Origin of the sequence: Kitasatospora sp. NPDC092039 (genome assembly GCF_044756065.1) — a bacterium.
Lineage (GTDB): Bacteria > Actinomycetota > Actinomycetes > Streptomycetales > Streptomycetaceae > Kitasatospora.
Genome location: NZ_JBIVSD010000009.1, coordinates 267,840 through 282,912, shown reverse-complemented (window position 1 = coordinate 282,912; position 15,073 = coordinate 267,840). Strand labels below are relative to the sequence as shown.

General features: G+C 72.0%; 14 protein-coding genes and 1 tRNA gene. 7 read left to right on the top strand and 8 right to left on the bottom strand.

All coding sequences use genetic code 11. The features are described from left to right. Positions 1-53: 53 nt before the first annotated feature. Complete coding sequence (locus ACIQI7_RS20035; RefSeq protein ID WP_401111602.1) at positions 54-1,016, top strand: GlxA family transcriptional regulator; 963 nt, start codon at positions 54-56, stop codon at positions 1,014-1,016. A gap of 106 nt (positions 1,017-1,122) precedes the next feature. Continuing rightward, a complete protein-coding gene (locus ACIQI7_RS20030) occupies positions 1,123-1,905 on the top strand; it encodes an alpha/beta fold hydrolase (protein WP_401111599.1) in 783 nt (260 codons plus the stop codon). Between the two features lie 140 nt (positions 1,906-2,045). Here the strand turns inward: ACIQI7_RS20030 and ACIQI7_RS20025 are convergent, their stop codons facing one another. Together ACIQI7_RS20025 and ACIQI7_RS20020 are read right to left on the bottom strand one after the other, a co-directional pair. Continuing rightward, positions 2,046-3,599: an AMP-binding protein gene (locus ACIQI7_RS20025; RefSeq protein ID WP_401111596.1), complete on the bottom strand. Its 1,554-nt coding sequence runs from the start codon at positions 3,597-3,599 to the stop codon at positions 2,046-2,048. Between the two features lie 190 nt (positions 3,600-3,789). Beyond that, positions 3,790-4,305: a hypothetical protein gene (locus tag ACIQI7_RS20020; protein ID WP_401111594.1), complete on the bottom strand. Its 516-nt coding sequence runs from the start codon at positions 4,303-4,305 to the stop codon at positions 3,790-3,792. Between the two features lie 164 nt (positions 4,306-4,469). Between ACIQI7_RS20020 and ACIQI7_RS20015 the strand changes: the two genes are divergently transcribed. Further along, positions 4,470-5,186, top strand: coding sequence for an alpha/beta fold hydrolase (locus tag ACIQI7_RS20015; RefSeq protein ID WP_401111592.1), 717 nt, complete (start codon positions 4,470-4,472; stop codon positions 5,184-5,186). Positions 5,187-5,411: 225 nt separating this feature from the next. Beyond that, positions 5,412-6,323 (top strand): ribosome-inactivating family protein, encoded by a 912-nt coding sequence (locus ACIQI7_RS20010; RefSeq protein WP_401111589.1) that lies wholly within the window; start codon positions 5,412-5,414, stop codon positions 6,321-6,323. Positions 6,324-6,396: 73 nt separating this feature from the next. On the opposite strand, the gene ACIQI7_RS20005 is transcribed toward ACIQI7_RS20010, so the two are convergent. From ACIQI7_RS20005 to ACIQI7_RS19995, 3 genes are all read right to left on the bottom strand, one after another. Then, positions 6,397-7,266, bottom strand: a complete 870-nt coding sequence (locus tag ACIQI7_RS20005; protein ID WP_401111586.1) for an alpha/beta fold hydrolase — start codon at positions 7,264-7,266, stop codon at positions 6,397-6,399. Between the two features lie 62 nt (positions 7,267-7,328). Continuing rightward, positions 7,329-7,889, bottom strand: coding sequence for a hypothetical protein (locus ACIQI7_RS20000; protein ID WP_401111585.1), 561 nt, complete (start codon positions 7,887-7,889; stop codon positions 7,329-7,331). A 14-nt stretch (positions 7,890-7,903) separates the two neighbouring features. Continuing rightward, a complete protein-coding gene (locus ACIQI7_RS19995; protein WP_401111583.1) occupies positions 7,904-8,329 on the bottom strand; it encodes an ATP-binding protein in 426 nt (141 codons plus the stop codon). Positions 8,330-8,491: 162 nt separating this feature from the next. On the opposite strand from ACIQI7_RS19995, the gene ACIQI7_RS19990 reads away from it, so the two are divergent. The 3 genes from ACIQI7_RS19990 to ACIQI7_RS19980 all read left to right on the top strand — a co-directional run bounded on the left by ACIQI7_RS19990 (position 8,492) and on the right by ACIQI7_RS19980 (position 9,839). After that, positions 8,492-9,439: a helix-turn-helix domain-containing protein gene (locus ACIQI7_RS19990; RefSeq protein WP_401111580.1), complete on the top strand. Its 948-nt coding sequence runs from the start codon at positions 8,492-8,494 to the stop codon at positions 9,437-9,439. Further along, positions 9,345-9,539: a DUF397 domain-containing protein gene (locus ACIQI7_RS19985; RefSeq protein WP_401111577.1), complete on the top strand. Its 195-nt coding sequence runs from the start codon at positions 9,345-9,347 to the stop codon at positions 9,537-9,539. The genes ACIQI7_RS19990 and ACIQI7_RS19985 overlap by 95 nt, the downstream gene beginning before the upstream one ends. A gap of 216 nt (positions 9,540-9,755) precedes the next feature. Further along, positions 9,756-9,839, top strand: a tRNA-Leu gene (locus tag ACIQI7_RS19980). A gap of 181 nt (positions 9,840-10,020) precedes the next feature. Here the strand turns inward: ACIQI7_RS19980 and ACIQI7_RS19975 are convergent. From ACIQI7_RS19975 to ACIQI7_RS19965, 3 genes are all read right to left on the bottom strand, one after another. Continuing rightward, entirely contained in the window at positions 10,021-10,287 is a 267-nt protein-coding gene (locus ACIQI7_RS19975) for a hypothetical protein (RefSeq protein WP_401111575.1), read from the bottom strand. A 277-nt stretch (positions 10,288-10,564) separates the two neighbouring features. Further along, positions 10,565-14,290 (bottom strand): RICIN domain-containing protein, encoded by a 3,726-nt coding sequence (locus ACIQI7_RS19970; protein ID WP_401111572.1) that lies wholly within the window; start codon positions 14,288-14,290, stop codon positions 10,565-10,567. A 140-nt stretch (positions 14,291-14,430) separates the two neighbouring features. Beyond that, positions 14,431-14,889, bottom strand: coding sequence for a peptidase inhibitor family I36 protein (locus tag ACIQI7_RS19965; protein ID WP_401111569.1), 459 nt, complete (start codon positions 14,887-14,889; stop codon positions 14,431-14,433). Between the last annotated feature and the right edge of the window lie 184 nt (positions 14,890-15,073).

Genomic DNA, 15,073 nt, shown 5'->3' with positions numbered 1-15,073 from the left:
GCCACCCATCGATAGATTCCTGCCATGGGTGTTCCTGCTCTAGGTTTCCTGCCATGCGAACGGTGGGTTGCCTGATCTTCGACGGTGTCCGGGCTTTCGACTACGCGGTGATCGGCGAGGTGTGGGCGAACCGGAGCTCCCGGCCCGGTCTGCCGGTCTTCGACCTGCGGATCTGCGGGCCGGAGGGCGCCCGGGTGCGGCTGGGCGGCGGGCTGGAACGCGTCCCCGACCACGGGCCGGCGGCGCTGGCCGACTGCGACCTGGTGGTGGTGCCGGGCGTCGAGGACGCGGCCGCGCGGCGGAGCCCCGAGGTCCTGGCGGCCCTGCGGGCCGTCGCCGCCGCCGGTGTCCCGATCGCCTCGCTCTGCGCGGGCGCCTTCGTCCTCGGCGAGGCCGGTCTGCTGGACGGCCGGGAGGCCACCACCCACTGGGCGCTGGCCCCCGAACTCGCCCGCCGCTTCCCGGCGGTGACGGTCCGGCCCGAGGTGCTGTTCACCGGCGGCGACGGCCTGTGGACCTCGGCCGGCGTCGCGGCGGGCATCGACCTCTGCCTCCACCTGGTCCGCACCGCCCACGGCCAGCAGGCCGCCGCCACCATCGCCCGCGCGATGGTCACCGCCCCGTTCCGGGCGGGCGGCCAGGCCCAGTTCATCCCCACGCCGGTCCCGGACGCCGCCACCGACGACGACCCGCTGGCCCGCCTGCGCGCCGAGGTCCTGGCCTCCCTCGACACCCCGTGGACGGTCCGCCGGATGGCCGCCGCCGTCCTGATGTCCGAACGCACCTTCGCCCGTCGCTTCACCGCCACCACCGGCACCACCCCGGTGCGCTGGCTCCTCGACCAGCGCGTCCTCACCGCCCAGCGCCTCCTGGAGGAGACCGACCTCCCCGTCGACGCCGTCGCCACCCACTGCGGCTTCGCCTCCGCCGTCTCCCTGCGACCGGTCTTCACCGCCCGCGTGGGCGTCGCCCCGCGCGAGTACCGCCGCGCCTTCCGCGGCCGCGACGAGGGCTGACGACGGCCAGCGGCTTTGGACAATCGTCTTGGACATTTGTATTGCACAGACGTGCAAGACGTGCGTATGGTTATCCCATCAACCGATTGACGAGGGGGAACCGAGGATGAACGACGCGAAGCGTGACGAACTGGCCATCGACGGACGCCGGTTGTCGTACCTGGACTTCGGAGGCCCGGGCCGGACGGTGGTGGCGCTCCACGGGCACCTGTCCGAGGGGGCGGTGTGGGGACGGCTGGCGGCCGAACTGGCAGGCCAGTGGCGGGTGGTGGCGCCGGACCAGCGGGGTCAGGGGGAGTCGGAGCGGGCCGGGGACTACACGCGGGCGGGGTACCTGGCGGACGTCGAGGCGCTGCTGGACCACCTGGGGCTGGAGAAGGCGGTGCTGCTGGGGCACTCGCTCGGGGGGATCAACGCGTACCAGTTCGCGGCGCGGCAACCCGAGCGGGTCGAGGCGGTGATCGACGTGGAGGCGCCGGTGGTGCTCGGGCTGGACGGGCCGAACCCGCTGGCGTTCCTGCTGGGGCTGCCGTACGAGGCCCCGAGCCGGGAGGAGCTGGTGGCCGCGCTGGGCCCCGCCGCGCCGTACTTCGCGGACCGGCTGCGGCGGAACGCGGACGGCGGGTGGCGCCTGCCGTTCCACCCGAAGGACATGTACGACTCGGAGGAGCTCGTGCACGGGGACCACTGGGCGGACTGGACGGCGAGCGGCTGCCCCGCGCTGGTGGTGCGCGGCACCGAGGGGGTGGTCCCGGCCGGGCAGGCGGCGGAGATGGCCGCCCGGCGCCCGGGCACGGTCCTGGTGGAGCTGGCCGGTGACCACCTGCTGCCGGTCACGGCCGCCGACGAACTGGCTCGGACGGTCCGCGGGTTCCTGGCCGCGCTGTGAGCGGAGGGGTGGCGGCCCTCAGCGCCGCCACCCCGTTGGCTTCTCGGCACGGAGGCCGTGGTTCGTTGAGCCAAACCCCACGTTGGGGTGAAGTCGGCCCGTCCCGGGGCCGGGGGCCGGGCCTTGATGCGGGTGGGGACTCAGGCCGTGGCGGCCTCGCGCAGGCGCTTCTTGTCCGGCTTGCCGACGGGCGTCAGCGGGATCTCGTCCACGAGGTGCAGGGCCTCGGGCGCGTAGATCCGCCCCTTGCGGTCGGTGACGAAGGCGCGGAGGTCGTCCAGCCGCGGCTGCTGTCCCGGGGCGGGTACGACGGCGACGTGGACGTGTTCCGTCTCCTGGTCGTCGCGGACCCCGAAGACCGCGCAGCGGGCGACCGCCGGGTGGGTGACGAGGAGGTCCTCCACCTCGGACGGGTAGACGTGACCGCCGACCACGATGATCAGGTCCTTGGCCCGGTCGGAGAGGTAGAGGTAGCCGTCCTCGTCGAAGTAGCCGACGTCGCCGGTGTTCAGCCAGCCGTCCCGCAGAACAGCCGCGGTGAGGTCGGGCTGCTTCCAGTACCCGGCCATGACGGCGGAGGAGCGCAGGTGGACCTCGCCCTGCTCGCCGGTCGGCAGGTCGGTGCCGTCGGGCGAGCGGACCGCCACCTCGACGCCCGGGGCGGGCCGGCCGACCGGGACCTGGCCGCCCGGGCCGATCCGGTCGTGCTCCTGCGGGGTGAGCAGGGAGATCAGCTGCGCCTCCGACATCCCGTAGACCCCGAACAGGACCGGTCCGATGACCTTGAGGGCCTCGCGGATCCGGGTCGCCGAGGCGGCGCTGCCCCCGTACAGGACGTGCCGCAGGCTGGACAGGTCGGTGCGGCCGATCGTGGGGTGGTCGAGCAACTGGTGGAGCAGCGGCGGCAGCAGCCAGAGGTCGGTGATGCGTTCGCGCTCGATGGCGGCCAGGACCGCGCCGGGCTCGAAGGAGCGCTGGAGGACGACGGTGCCGCCGCGCTGGAGGACCAGGTCGGACATGATCCCGGCGAGGTGGGCGAGCGGGGTGGCGGCGAGCAGGCGGGGCACCCCGTCGGCGGGGTCGCTGCCGACCGGGGCGTCGAAGACGCGGCGGTACGGGCCGTGCAGGCTGAGGACGCCCTTGGGGATGCCGGTGGTGCCGCCGGTGTGGCGGATGCTGAGGTCGTCCTCCGGCCCGACCCGGACGTCCGGGGGCTCGGCGGGGCGGTGGGCGGAGGCGGCGACGACGTCCTCGCCGATGGCCGGGACGGCGCCGCCGGCCGGGCCGGGGCCGAGGGCGAGGACCGTCGGCACGTCGATCAGCGGGAGCAACTCGGGGGCGGTGGCGTACCGTTCGGCGTCCACGAGCAGCACGGTGGTGTCCACGCTGGCCGTGATCTCGGCCAGGACCGGGGTGCTCATGCCGTCGTACAGGTTCACCACCCGGGCGCCCGCGAGGCCCGCCGCGTACCGGGCGCTGAGGGCCTCGGGGGTGTTGCCGGTCAGCAGGGTCACGGTGGTGCCCCGGGTGACGCCCCGGGCGACCAGCTCGTGGGCGAGGCGGTAGGTGGCGGCGGCGAAGTCGCCGGCGGTGATCCTGGCGCCGTCGGCGGTGACGACGGCCGTCCGGTCGGGGCCGGACGCTAGGGACCGGAGGATCAGCAGGGGGCCGCTGACGAACTCCGCGTCACGCACGGCTACTTCTTCCTTGCGGTTTGCAACCATGGCCACAGGCTAACCCCGCCCGCACCGCCGTACCGGGGGCGCCCGGCCGGTATTTGGCCTGAACAGGCCGTCTTCGGCGCGATCATGACGGTGCATCAACCTCTGTGGCCCGACTGCGCCCCCTCGTACGAGTGAATCGCGGGGTGCGGTACGGCTCCGCTCAGAACGCCGCCGGCGGCCGGAGGGCGAGGTCGGTGGCGGTGGCCCAGTGGGCGGCGCCGGCGGTGACGATCGCGTAGCCCCGCTGGGAGGGGGGCAGCGGGATCAGGGCGCTGCGGCAGCCCTGGCTGTGGTGCACCTCGACGGGGACGGGGACGCCGTGCAGCAGGACCTGGCCCGGGGTCGGCGGGCCGTCGGGCGGGGCGAGGTGGGTGCGCGGGTCGAGGCGTCCCGAGGTGGCCAGGAAGGTGGCGAGTTGGGACTGCGGGGTGGTGAGGGAACCCACCCGGTGGCCGGCCGGGACGGGCCGCGAGGTCTGGACGACGGCGACGGGTTCGCCGTCCAGGTGGTAGTTGAGGTCGAGGTGGCAGAGGAAGCCGTCGGAGGAGAGCCGCCCCAGCAGGAACGACCACCCTGGCGGAGCGGCGCGCAGCGCGGCGACCTGCTCGCCCCACTCCTCGGCGGTCTCCCGGTGGCTGGGTATGCGGATGCCGCGCGGGCGGGTGTCGTGGAACAAGAGCTTCCCCCAACGGGCGGTACGTGGATGGCCGTTGGGACGAGTATGCGGGTGCGGCCCGACGGTTCGGGGGCGGACCGGCCGGTAGGCTCGCGCGCGACGCGGGACGCGCGAGGCACGGCGCACGTCGCGGGGCGCGGTCCGTTCCTGCCGGGGAGTGATCCATGACGACGTACGTGCTGATCCACGGCGCGGCCACCGATGCCTGGTGCTGGGAGCCGCTGGCGGCCGAGCTGCGCGGGCGGGGCCATGCGGTGGTCACCCCGGACCTGCCCTGCGACGACGACGCGGCCGGGCTCGCCGAGTACGCGGACACGGTGGTGGGCGCGGTGGCCGCGGCAGCCGCCGGGGCGGGTGGCGACCGGGCGGGCCGGCCCATGGTCGTCGCGCACTCGTTCGGCGGCTTCACCGGCCCGCTGGTGTGCGAGCGGCTGTCGGCGGACCTGCTGGTCATGCTCCAGGCCCAGGTACCGGCTCCCGGGGAGACGCCGGGGGAGTGGTGGGAGAACACCGGGTACGGGCCGGCCCGCCGCGAGTCCGACCGCCGCAGGGGCGTGGCGGAGGGCGCGGAGGAGGACGAGCGCGCCCTGTTCCTGCACGACACCCCGGCCGCGCTGGCCGACGGACTCCTCGCGGACCACCGGCGACGGCAGTCGGCGACCCCGCTCGGGACGCCGTGGCCGCTGAAGGCCTGGCCGGCGGTGCCGACCAGGTTCCTGCTGGCCACCGGGGACCGGTTCTTCCCGCCCGCGTTCCTGCGGCGGCACGTCGAGGAGCGGCTCGGCTTCCGTCCGGACGAGATGCCCGGCGACCACCTGCCCATGCTCGGCCACCCGCGGGAGCTGGCCGAACGCCTGGAGGCGTACCGGGCGGCACGGTAGCCCTGGGCGCGCTGCGCAGGAAGTCGGTGGAGTCGGCTTCTCGTGCAGGAGCCGGACCGGTGGTGGTGTGCACTGATGATCAAGTTCTCGGTCCCTGGCGGCACAGGCGGGGACGGCGTGCCCGCCTAGCCTGCGGACGGCGCGTCATGCATGCCTACCCGCAGGGCGAGTGGCGACGCCTGGCGCGCTGACGACCCGTTCCCTGATCACCGAGGAATCCCCCGCATGCTAACGATGAACGGACCCGGCGCACTGGCGCGGGTGCGCCGGCGACTGGCCGGCATACTGATCGCCCTCACGCTGGCGGTCGGGCTCATGGGCATGACGCCGACCTCGGCGCGCGCCGACACCGGCGAGCGCCTCACCAACATCGACTGGGACATCAGCGACCTGAACGGCGGCGGCGCTTCGGCGCACCAGCGGTACTGGGACGTGATCTCCCGGCTCCACTCGCTCAGCAGCCACGACTGGTTCAGGACCGACCTGGACGAGACCGTGGTGGCGGACAACGACCAGCTCGTCCAGATCAGCCTGCACCGGAGCGGCACCTACCTGGGGGCGCTGTACTTCTGGCCGCACAGCCTGTACCTGGCCGGCTTCTACCAGGCCGGGGGCACCCACTGGGTCTTCGACGACGGCCTCACGGCCAGGAACCGCTTCAACCGGGTCCTGGGCGTCCAGGCGAGCACCCTCCCCTGGTCCAGCAACTACAACAACATCCCCGGTGGCGGCGGCAGGGCGAGCCAGCAGATCAACGGACCGCGGCTCAGCAACGCCCTGCAGCAGGTCCATCAGATCGCCGCTCTCCAGAACAGCGGCAGCGGGCGCGCCGTCCTGGCGGACTCCCTCGTCATGATGATCCAGGCCACCTCGGAGGCGGCGCGCTTCGGGCGGATCTTCGACAACGTCCGCGGCAACATCCGCGACCACGGCCTCGCCCAGATCGGCGTGGAGAACGTCAACCTGGAGACGAACTGGGGCGGGCTCTCGAACTGGGTGTACCGCGTCATGAACAACGCCGGTACGTCCCCCTACGTCATCGGCACCGGGGTCTTCCAGCGCACGTTCTACACGCTGCCGCAGCTGATGCAGTACGTGTCCTACATGGACCTCTTCAGCGGCTCCCGCCCCAGGTAGTCACTCCTCACCCGGGTGCGCAGGAAGTCGGCCCCGCCGACTTCCTGCGCAGTGGCATGGGGCCGGTGTCGGCTCAGGCCCCGGTGGGCACGAGCGCGGCGAGGTCCGCCAGGACCCGGGCGGCCGGGGCCGGGTGGACGAGCCAGCGCAGGTGGCTCCCCTCGACCGTCCGGACGTCGAAGCGGTTGCCGGGGGTGAGGGCGTCGCCCTCGCGGATCAGGCGGTCCTGCATGGCGGGCGGGATGCTGGCGTCGTCGGCCAGCCGGACGTACGTCCTGGGGACGCGCCCCCAGGTGGCGGCCTGCGCCCGGTCGGTGGAGGTGCCGACGTCGAGGTTCTCGTCGGGCTGGAAGGTGTTCAGGAAGGTCCGGAACTCGTCGTCGGTGAGGTCGGCGGCGAACGCCTGCTTGAACGCGGCGAGCGCCGCCGGGTCGGCGGTGCGGAAGTTGACCCGCAGCAGGCCGAGTTCGGCCGGGTTCCCGACGAGCGACGCGGCGAAGGCCCCCGGGTCGACGCCCGCCATCTCCGGCTGGGCGTAGTAGTCGTTCACGTCCAGGTCGACGGGGCACCAGGCGGAGACGTAGACGAGCCGGTCGACCAGCTCGGGCCGGGCGTTGGCGACGGCGGTCGCCGTGATGCCGCCCCTGCTGTGGGAGACGAGGACGGTGGGCCCGTTCTCCTTGGCCCGTTCGAGGACCCCGATCACCCGGGCGGCGTTGTCGGCGAGCGTGACCCCCTTGATGCCCCCGGGCTCCCCGGCGAGCGCGTCGAGGTCCTGGGGGGCCTGGTACGGCGCGGGGTAGGTCGCCTCGAAGCCGTGCCCCGGAAGGTCGACCGCGACGGACCGGTGCCCGAGCAGGGCGAGTTCGGCCTGCAGCGGCGCGAACGAGAACGAGTTCGCGAAGGCCCCGTGGACGAGTACGAAGGTGGGTTGGTTCTGCATGGCCCCAGCCTCCAGCAGAACGATCTTCGAAACAAGATCGAACCGATGGGCCGGGTGGGAACTCAGGTGTGGGCGGTGGGTTCCTGGGTCCGGGTGCGGCAGTGGGTGAGGGCGTTCTTGAGGCGGGGGTCGGGGTCGGTGGCGGTGAGGAGTTCGCCGGCGGTGGTGAGGGTGGTCCAGTAGGTGGCGGGGTCGCCGGTGCGGGGGAGGGGGTGGGTGGCGGCGAGGGAGAGGTAGGCGGCGGTGAGGTTGCCGGTGGTGAACCAGCGGCTGAGGCCGTGGTGGTGGCCGGGGCGGATGCCGCCCATGGCGTCGACGGCGGTCAGGAGGAGGTTGACGACGGTGGTCTGGGTGGGGGTGAGGGTGGCGGGGATGTCGAAGACGCCGAGGGCTTCGAGGAGTTCGCCGGTGTCGTGTTCGGAGCCGGGGCGGGGGTTGGCGAGGAGGGCGTGGTAGCAGTCGTCGAGGCGGCGGGTGGTCTCGGCGAGGGGGATGTCGAGGGCGAGGCAGACGGCTCGGGCGCAGGGGAGGGGCTGGTGGCCGAGGCGGGCGATGAGGGCGTAGGTGGTGGCGGGGGTGGCGCCGCGGGAGAGGGTGTGGCGGGCGAGGGTGGTGAGGTGCATGGGGGTTCGGGCTTTCAGGCGGTGACGGGGGCGGGGGAGACGAGGGCCCAGACAAGTTTGCCGATGCCGCCGGGTCGGTCGGTGCAGCCCCAGTGTTCGGCGAGTTCGTTGACGAGGAACAGGCCTCGGCCGTGTTCGCCGTCGGGGGTGGGGGAGTTGAGGACGGGGTGGCGGGTGCCGGCGTCGTGGACTTCGAGGCGCAGCAGGTGGTCGGGGGTGAGGGTGAAGCGGACCTCGATGTGGCGGTCGTCGGGGGCGTCGGAGTGCTGGACGGCGTTGGCGAAGAGTTCGCCGAGGAGCAGTTCGGCGGTGTCGCGGTAGTGGTCGCCGGTGGGGAGGCCGGAGAGGTAGGCGCGGAGCAGGTACCGGGCCAGGGGCGTGGATTCGACACGGGAGTCGAGCCGTGCGACGAACAAGCGGGGGAGACGGGCGGTGAGCATGGGGGAGTACCTCAGGGGGCGGAGGGGGGCGTGCAACGGGTAGTGCGCAATCACGCTGCGCATGCGGATGATTGCGTTCTGGTCTCAATGGTCGGGGATCCGGAGGTACGGTGATGGCCGAAATCAGGTGCCAGGGGCACGTGGTGCGTGAGGGGGCCAGCTGTGGCACATCGGCGGTTCAAGCGGGAGTTGACGGCAAGTTCGGCCGAACTGTTCGGCGAAGAGCTGCGGTTCTACCGGGAACTGGTCGGTTACACCCAGGATGAGCTGGGCAAGTTGCTGCACTGCAGCCGGACGAACATCACCCGGTACGAGACGGGGCAGCGGCGCATGCCGCCTGAACTGGTGGAGAAGGCTGATGAACTACTCAACACCGGCGGCGCACTGAAGCGGCTGTGGGGGAGAGTGGACTGGTATGCGCAGAATGAACACCCGGACTGGTTCCAGAGCCATGTCGACATGGAGGCCGAGGCCCTGGCTGTCAAGGCCTTCGAAGTCGCGGTGATTAATGGGCTATTGCAGTGCCGTGAATACGCGCAGGCTGTGTTTTCGATCAGTAATGAGCCCGGCACGGCCGAGGTGATCGAGGAGCGGACGGCGGCTCGACTCGCGAGGCAGAAGCGGTTCTTGGAGCCTGGTGGGCCCCTCCTGCTGGTGATGCTTGACGAGAGCGCCATCCGCACGGTCTACGGCGGCCCAGGCGTGATGAGGCGTCAGATGGAGCACCTGCTGGCTGTTGCTGAACTCCCGAACGTGATTATCCAGGTCGTGCCGTTCTCTTGCAGGCCGGCCGTCGGCAATACCTCCATGGTGTTGCTCGACATGCCGGATGGTCGTACTTCGGTCTACTCCGAGAGCCTCGATCGAGGACATTCCAGCGATGATCCCGCCACCGTAGCCCGGCATCGCCGCAGCTATGATCTGCTCCATGGGACGGCACTGTCGGTTGCCGAGTCGCTCGCGCTGATCGCCGATGCGCTGGAAGGGTTCAGAAATGACGAGGAACGAGCTCGACGTGACCGCCTGGCGCAAGAGCAGCTACAGCGGAAGCAACGGCGGCAACTGCGTCGAGGTGGCCCCCGGGTTCCCCGGCCTCGTTCCGGTGCGTGACTCCAAGGACCCCCACGGCCCGGCGCTCGTTTTCCCGGCCGCCGCCTGGGAAGCCTTCGTCGACGCCGTCCGGACCGGCGACCTGCCCCTTGAAGGCTGATCCACCTCCCACCTCCCACCTCGACGCCCTCGGGGCGGGGCGCCGACCCGGCGCCCCGCCCCGAGGGCGTTCGTCCTGAGGGGGCAAGGCTCCGAGTACTTCCGGGAGGGGCGCGGCCTTCGGGTGCCGGGCGGGAGGAGCGGCTCCCGACCGTTCGCCGGGGGGTGGTCGGAGGCACCCCTCCGGATGGTCTATAGTTTTCCTCATCACCCAGATGCGCGGGTGGCGGAATAGGCAGACGCGCTGGATTCAGGTTCCAGTGCCCGAAAGGGCGTGGGGGTTCAACTCCCCCCTCGCGCACAGCGAACGGCCGGTCGATCTTCGGATCGACCGGCCGTTCTGTTTTCCGGTTCTCCGTTCCGCTCGCGCGGGGAGGGCCGTGAGGACGGCCGTTCCGGTGCCCGGAGGCGTGGGTCGTGGCGGCTCCCGCCCCGTCCCTGCGTCGGCTGGGAGTCTCACGCCTCCGGTGGTGAGGGGTTCGTCACTCGGTCACGATCGTCGCGCCCGAGGCGGTGTACCCGCCGCTGACGCCGTTGTCGTCGGCCCAGGTCCAGGCCTTGACGTGGGAGACGCCGTCGGGACCGACGGAGGATTCGTTGATCCCGAAGCCGGCGCCGTTCTGGTTGGCGGTGAAGTAGCCCTGGCCGTAGGACGCGTCCACGCCCTGGGCCGAGGCCAGCCCGGCGCAGCCGATCACGAGCGGGGCGGTGAAGGCGGCGATGGTCAGGACACGTTTGACAGCACCCATGATGGTTCTCTCCGTGGAGTTTCGAGATCAGAGGCGGCGGCGCCGATCGGCCCGCCGGACTCCAGCCAGACACGGGCCGCCACCCCCCGCAATCGACGCCGCCATCCGAACGGACCCCGCGACCCGCCGGAAACACCGTGCCGACCTGCGGAGATGGCCGATCGGGTGATCGTCGCGCGAGGTCGTTCGGGCGGAGCAGGCCCCGGGCCCGACAGCACGGAGGCGGCCGGCCGATCCGAGGATCGACCGGCCGCCGGGGCTCACCGTACGGGGCGGGTCACTGGGTGGCCGTCCGGAAGATCCAGTGGAGCCAGGCGGCACCCGAAGTGGGGACGGTGACCGTCGTCGTGTGGTTGAACACGCCGTCGCCGAGGTTCAGGTGCTCCTCGGGCGTCGTGTGGTTGGTCAGGAGCGTCCCGTTCGCGCCGTCGGGTGTGGCGCACCACAGGTAGCCGTCGTCATTGGGACGGTAGCCGCCCATGGTGACGGCGCTGCCGTTCGACGGGTTCCCCGGACTGGTCGCCGTCGAGTTGACGTACTGCCCCTGGTTGATCAGGTAGAAGCAGTTGTCGGAGCCGCTCCGGCCCGCGGAGACGACGCCGAACTGCTGGGTGCCCAGGTGCGTGTTCGGGGACAGGACCACCGGGCGGGGCGCCGGCGCGTGGTCCTCGACGGAGAGCGCGGAGGCCCCGGACCCGCTCTCCTGCGAGACGATCTCGCTCAGGTCCGCGGCCTCCCGCGGGTCCTGGAGGAACCAGCGCTGGTCGGGCGAGCCGTTGTAGTCGCGGCCCGCCGGCGCCTGCCCCGGGCTCGCCGCGGTGAGGAACTGCCGGGTGACGTAGTTCTGCAGGGTCCAGGTGCCGTCGCCCTGGGGGACCGGCGCCCAGAGCTGGTCCTCGGCCGGGCTCGGCCACACCACCGCCCGGGCGTCGCGGGCGCCGCCCTCCTGGCCGAGGTAGTGGCCGTAGTAGGGCGCGCTGTTGTTGACCAGGCGGTAGTAGCCGGTGTACTCCGGGTCGGGTTCGACCGAGTACACCTGCGTCGCGATGGTGGCCCGGTTGACCGGCTGGTCGGTGACCACGTGGCTGGTGCGGGTCGGCGAGGCCGCGTTGGTGCTGGTGGCGCTGCGCAGCACGACGTGCCTCGACAGGCTCGGCGTCGGCGACGGGGTGGCCGACGGCCGGGCCGGCAGGTTGTCGAGGGTGTACACGACGGGGTAGTGGTCCGACGTGTTGATGTTGGCCCGCTCGATGTCGACGACGCGGGGCTGCTGGGGGCTGTTGTTGGGCGCGACGGCGTAGTCCAGGACCCGCGGGGTGCCGCTGCCGATCCGGTCCGTGGGGTGCGTGGGCCGGTCCTGGGCGTGGACGGAGAGGTCGGTGCCGATCGCCGCGCGCAGGCTGTCCGGGGCGCGGTTGTAGTCGCCCAGGGCGATCCAGGGCAGGTGTGCCTGGGACATCTGGTCCTGGATGTTGCGCAGCAGCATGGGGTCGTCGTTGCCGCTGCCGGACCAGCCGTGCACCGTGAAGTACACGACGCCGTCGACGTTGATGCCCAGCGCGGGCCGTGAGTCGTCGCCGTCGGTGATGATGCCTTCCCGGGCGACGTAGACGTCGTTCCGGTCGACCCGGGTGCGGCTGTAGATGGCCAGGTTGACGCGTCCGTACTCGCCGTTGCTGGTGTCCGTGCGCAGCCAGTACAGCCAGCCCGTCGGGCGGCTCCTGCTTCCCAACCGGTACTCCTGGACCGGGATGGTGTGGAGGCCGTCGTTCGTCCAGTAGTGGATGTTGGGGGTGTCGATGTTCTGCTGGAAGGTGGCACCGCCGGGCGGGGCGCCGGCCTCCTGCAGCGAGATGACGTCGGCACCGCCCTGCCGGCTGCCGCGCCCGAACAGCTGGGGCAGGTCGTTGGCGTACTTGTTGCCGTTGGCGTCGGCGGTGTTCGCGCCCTGCATGTTCCAGGTGGCGACCTTGCGCTCGTTGGCGCTGCGCGGTTCGAGACCGCCGGTGTCCGCGAGGAAGAGCGAGGGGCGCTTGCCCAGGTCGACCGGCACCACGCCCTGGCCGGTGTAGTCGAGGGTCTCCCGGCCGGTCCAGTCGGGGATGTTCTGGCCGCCCTGCGCCAGCGGCTGGAACCGGCCGGGGGCGCCGTTCGCGGAGCCGAACTGGTAGGCGGTGCCGGCCTGGCTGCCGTACGGCGTGTACGGCTCGAACGGGCCGCCGGGCGTGGCCTGCTTGACCATCGTGTTGTTGTAGAAGACGTTCTGCGGGCCCGAGGAGCCGGACCACTTGACCGCCTTGGGGCCGGCCGCCCACCACACCGGGTACCAGGTGCCGGTGTCGACCTCGCCGCCCTCACCGCCGCAGTTGGCCTGGCAGTTGCCGGAGCGGTGCTCGTACGGGACCCGCAGGGTGTTCTGCTCGAACAGGTTGTCGTGCTCCCAGCCGCCGTGCAGGTTCAGGTCCGAGTCGAGGTCGTTGCGGAAGGCGACGTTGCCGCTGGCCGACCACTGGAAGGTGAAGTGGCGCAGGTTGCGGCTGAGGTTGTAGGCGTACAGCGAGTCCCAGACGCGGCTGCCGCGCAGGTAGCCGTTGCCGCCCTTGCCCTTGTTCCAGGCGCCGTCGAAGCTGTTGCGCTCGATCTGCAGGTTGCGGGCGTCCTCGGTGACGATCGGGTGCGAGCCCGTCATCTCGGCCTTAAGGCCGCGCGCCCAGTCGTTGGCGGTCCACTTGAAGACGATGCCGTGCATCGCGTACTCGGGCGCCATGTTGCCGTAGTTGTGGACGGCCTGGGCGGGGGTCAGGTCGTAGGTGCCGCCGCCCAGCTTGGGCAGGCCGGCCATGTCCTGGGTGAAGGCGAAGTCCTCGAAGCCGACGCCCTGGACCACCTTCAGCGGGGTGACCTTGCTGGCGTACGGCTTGTCGCCGAGCGCGGGGGAGCCGTCCGAGGTGGAGTCGACCGGAACGTCCCACTCCAGCGGGCGGTCCAGGTTGACGGTCTTCGCGGTGCCGTCGAAGCCGGTGACCCGGAACATCTGCTGGCGCATGTGCAGGTTGTCCATCTGGCTGCGGTCGGAGACGCCCTGCTGCTCGTAGAACTTGACGCTGTTGGCCGCGCCGACCCAGACGTAGCCGCCCGGGGAGAACTTCTTCATGTCGGCCTTGGCGTCCAGCTGGACGGTGCTCTGCCCCTCCCGGGCCGCGTAGCCGGGGTCGTCGGCCCGGGCGGCCACCTTGATGCCGGAGGCCCAGTGCTGGTTGACGCTGCCCTCGAAGATGTCCTTGCGGTTGGCCGGGGACGCCGCCCAGTCGTCCTGGTAGCGCTCCGCGATGTCCCGGGTCTGCACCCGGAACATGCCGCGGCCCGGCCAGATCCAGCCACCGGTGCCGACGTCGCTGCCGCTGCCGGCCTTCATGCCGTCCTGGTCCCAGCGGCCGTTGACCAGGGTGTCGTAGCGGGTGTTGACGTCCGGCCGGAACACCAGCCGGGTGCCGCCGTCGCCGGAGCCCTGGCCGCGCAGGACCAGGTAGTCGGCGTCGACGTAGACCTGCCGGGAGACGTCGATCCGGCCCGCCGGTAGGGAGATCAGCGAGAGCCGGTTGAAGCTGGCGTTCGGCGAGCAGTTGGCCTTGACGTCGTCGACGGCCTTCTGCAGGCCGGTGGTGTCGTCGGCGCCGTCGTTCGCCTTCACCCCGTACCTGGCGGCGAGCACGTCGGGGGTGATGCGGCAGCCGGGGTCGTCGGTCAGGTCGCCGTCGTCGGGCAGCTCCTGGCCGCCCCGGAAGCCGACCCGGGACCAGTCCGGCATGCCGGCGGCCGGGGAGGTGCGGTTGGCGTGGGTGAGGTCCGGGCCCTCGGCGCCGGGGCCGGCGGTCACCGCGGCGGCGGCCGAGGGGGCCGAGGGGGCCGCCGCGGAGGCGGGCGCGGCCTCCGCGAGGACGGGCAGTGCGGCGGAGAGCAGCAGGCCGGACAGGAGCGCGGCCGCTGGTCGTAGACGTCTCATGGGACTTCCTTCCGTGTCATCGGACGGTCCGGTCGCGGACCGGGGAGTCGGCAGGGGGCACGGCGACGCCCCCGGCCCCTTCACGGGTGCCGGGGGCGGCGGGGTGGACCGGAGGCCGCACCCTCGGACCGGGTCGGTCGCTACGGGCAGTAGAAGTGGATGGAGGAGACCCGGTCGTTGACGTAGGACTTGGAGGTGCCGGCGCCGTAGTCGCCCTTCGCGCCCCAGTGCCAGGTCTCCGTGTAGTCCAGGTCGGACGGGTGGAGCTCGCCGTAGGGGTCGTCCATGAACTTGGCCGAGCACTGCGAGTTGTTGATCCAGGAGGACACCTGGTTGTCGGCGATCTCGCCGTTCAGGAAGTGGACCGAGTGGAGCCGCACGATCGCCGCGTTGCCGCCGGCCGGGGGCGGCGTGACGATCGCCTTCGAACCCGTCCCGCCCTCGTGCTGGTAGAGGCAGAGCGCCCACGCCGGGCAGCCGTCGTAGGGGGCGTTCGCCGCGGCCGCCGGCGTCGCCGGGGCCGCCACGGCGAACAGCGTCGCGCCGGCGAGCGCGCTCGCCACGGCTGCGGTCTTCAGCCGGAGGGATTTCAGGGCCATGGTGGAACTCGCTTTCGGGGTCGGCCGGTATCGCCGATGCGGACGGGAACCTGCGGTGCAACTGTGTTCGACCGGACGACGTCGGCGCATCGGTCATTCGACTGCGTGGAGCGGACGACCGATCGCATCCTCGCAGGTCGAGACGTAGGTCATACGGCGCGGCGAGCGGCCGGAAATGGCCGGG

What these genes read in the sequence shown, in the direction of transcription:
- ACIQI7_RS20035 (WP_401111602.1), top strand. Translation starts at nt 54, where the DNA reads ATGCGAACGGTGGGTTGCCTGATCTTCGACGGTGTCCGGGCTTTCGAC.
- ACIQI7_RS20030 (WP_401111599.1), top strand. Translation starts at nt 1,123, where the DNA reads ATGAACGACGCGAAGCGTGACGAACTGGCCATCGACGGACGCCGGTTG.
- ACIQI7_RS20015 (WP_401111592.1), top strand. Translation starts at nt 4,470, where the DNA reads ATGACGACGTACGTGCTGATCCACGGCGCGGCCACCGATGCCTGGTGC.
- ACIQI7_RS20010 (WP_401111589.1), top strand. Translation starts at nt 5,412, where the DNA reads ATGCTAACGATGAACGGACCCGGCGCACTGGCGCGGGTGCGCCGGCGA.
- ACIQI7_RS20005 (WP_401111586.1), bottom strand. Translation starts at nt 7,266, where the DNA reads ATGCAGAACCAACCCACCTTCGTACTCGTCCACGGGGCCTTCGCGAAC.
- ACIQI7_RS20000 (WP_401111585.1), bottom strand. Translation starts at nt 7,889, where the DNA reads ATGCACCTCACCACCCTCGCCCGCCACACCCTCTCCCGCGGCGCCACC.
- ACIQI7_RS19995 (WP_401111583.1), bottom strand. Translation starts at nt 8,329, where the DNA reads ATGCTCACCGCCCGTCTCCCCCGCTTGTTCGTCGCACGGCTCGACTCC.
- ACIQI7_RS19975 (WP_401111575.1), bottom strand. Translation starts at nt 10,287, where the DNA reads ATGGGTGCTGTCAAACGTGTCCTGACCATCGCCGCCTTCACCGCCCCG.
- ACIQI7_RS19970 (WP_401111572.1), bottom strand. Translation starts at nt 14,290, where the DNA reads ATGAGACGTCTACGACCAGCGGCCGCGCTCCTGTCCGGCCTGCTGCTC.
- ACIQI7_RS19965 (WP_401111569.1), bottom strand. Translation starts at nt 14,889, where the DNA reads ATGGCCCTGAAATCCCTCCGGCTGAAGACCGCAGCCGTGGCGAGCGCG.